At 66.5% G+C, this 2103-nt stretch carries 3 protein-coding genes; all 3 read right to left on the bottom strand.

Annotated features, from left to right (window positions below; genetic code table 11):
* The coding region (locus tag VFX99_RS13290; protein WP_329666773.1) for a hypothetical protein at positions 1 to 346 on the bottom strand (346 nt) is incomplete at its 3' end.
* A 180-nt stretch (positions 347 to 526) separates the two neighbouring features.
* On the bottom strand, positions 527 to 1417 hold the full coding sequence (locus VFX99_RS13285; protein WP_329666772.1) for an IS3 family transposase: 891 nt from the start codon (positions 1415 to 1417) through the stop codon (positions 527 to 529).
* A complete protein-coding gene (locus VFX99_RS13280) occupies positions 1414 to 1728 on the bottom strand; it encodes a transposase (RefSeq protein WP_329666771.1) in 315 nt (104 codons plus the stop codon). The genes VFX99_RS13285 and VFX99_RS13280 overlap by 4 nt, the downstream gene beginning before the upstream one ends.
* Positions 1729 to 2103 lie beyond the last annotated feature (375 nt).

Here is a 2103-nt window from a genome sequence, read left to right as displayed (position 1 = left end):
GGCTCCAGGCCTGCACCGGCGCGAGGGTCTGTTCGAGGAGCTCGAGCTGGGCGTCCAGAACGCCCAGCTCTGCCGTCACGGCCTGGATGGTCAGGCGCTTGGCGTGGAGCTCGCTCACCATGACATCGAGCTCGGCGCTGATCTGAGGCGCTTCATCGACGACCTTCCGCATAGAGCGCAGCATGTTGCTGACTGAGGTAAGAACGGGGTCGGGCACGAGAGCCTGTGCTCCTGCGCCACCCGCCTGCGCCAGCAGCTCGACGACTGACCGCGTGCTGCCGAGGAACATGTCCGTGGCGGACTGAAGGACCCCCTTGCGTCCTTGAGGTCCATCGCTGCTCGTCATGTCTCCTCCAGGTTCGTGATGCCCGGGCTCATGTTCTCAACGGGTAGCTCGGGTGTACTGACGCCAGGTCCGCTTCCAGCCACATCGCCTGGCGCGAGGCCGCAATAGACAGGGCCACAGGGTCCCATCTGGCGGGCCGTTGGAGTTACCCCGTTTTGACGGACAGGGTTGATGGCTCGGTCAGGCTACCTGTTGGGTGACCTCCTCTCGGGCGGCCTGCTCGTACTCGTTCGGTGTCATGTAGCCCAGCGCGGAGTGGAGCCGGGTGCCGTTGAACCACGCGATGTACTCGACGATGGCGCGGCGGGCACGAGCCCGTGTGGGCCAGGATTGCTGGTCGAGGCATTCACCCTTGAGCGAGGCGAAGAAGGACTCGGCGAGGGCGTTGTCCCAGCACTGACCGGTGCGGCCGACCGAGAGCTTGACGTCGTAGTCGCGGGCCAGGTCGGCGAACTGGGTCGAGGTGTATTGACACCCCCTGTCGGAGTGGAAGATCACTCCGGCGTCGGGGTCACGGGCCGCGACCGCGTTGGTCAGGGCGTCGGCGATCAAGTCGGTGCGCAGGTGGTCGGCCACCGCGTAGCCCACCACCCGGCGCGAGCAGATGTCGATGACGGTTGCCAGGTAGAGCCAGCCTTCCCAGGTCGGCACGTAGGTGATGTCGCCGCACCAGCGGGTGTTGATCGCGGCTGCGTCGAGGGTGAAGTCGCGGCGGATCAGGTCCGCCCGCGCCTGGGCGGCAGGGTCGGGGATGGTGGTCTTCTTCCACCGCTTCGGCGTCCGTCCGCGCAGGTTTGCCTGCTTCATCAGGCGGGCGACCCGCTTCTTGCCGTGTCGCTTGCCCGTGCGGCGCAGCTCGGCGTGGATCCGCGGAGCCCCGTAGCGACCCTTCGACGCCTCGTGCAGCTCGGTGATCGTCTCGGTCAGCTCGGCGTCCTCACGCGCTCGAGGAGAGGGCTGGTCGGTGCGCTGTGCGTAGTAGGCGGCACGGGAGACCTGCAGCAACTCACACGCCCGCTTGACGTTGTGGTCGCAAGCCTTCTCCGCCTCGATGAACGGGTAGATGTTCACCGGGTCTCCTTCGCGAAGAAAGCCGTGGCCCGCTTGAGGATCTCCACGTCCTCTCTCAGCCGGCGGTTGTCCCGACGCAGCTGCGCCAGCTCCTCCCGCTCCGCGGTATTCAACCCGCCGTCATCGCGGCTGCCGGCGTCCCGCTCGGCCTGCTTGACCCACTCCCGCACCGCGGTCTCGGTCAGATCGAAGTCCCGGGCGACCTGCCCCACCGACCGGTCCCCGCGCTGACACACCTCGACGATCTCGGCCTTGAACTCCGCAGTGAACGAGCGACGCGGGCGCGGCTTCTTCTTGCCCATGCTCTCCATGGTTGGACATCCTTCCTCGGGGCCGCAGCCCCTGATCTTGGATGTCCGTCAAAGCGGGTCAGCCCCACCCCTGAACAAGCCCACCACAGCTGCCAGCGTCTGCTGTGCTCCGTCAGAACGTGCTCTGACTCGCCGTGGTGCCCATACAAGCCTTGCCGCTGGGGCGAGGGTGCAGCTTGGCGAGCCCGGCGTTCGGCTGCTGCGTTGTGTGGAAGTCTCCGGCGTAGTAGCCGTTGTGTGGGTGGATCCGAAGTCCTGTGTAGGTCCCTCGCTCTACTTCGACGATCCTGGTGCTGGCCATGGCCCTGCTCCCTTCGAGTCAGTGTGGTCGCGCTGATGTGCTATCGCGCTCGTGGTGGTGACATCGGTTGTCTC

It is taken from the genome of Microbacterium sp. (assembly GCF_036277215.1).
Taxonomy (GTDB): domain Bacteria; phylum Actinomycetota; class Actinomycetes; order Actinomycetales; family Microbacteriaceae; genus Microbacterium.
Note: the sequence above shows the minus strand (reverse complement) of the source record. Positions and strands in the feature narration are given on the sequence as shown.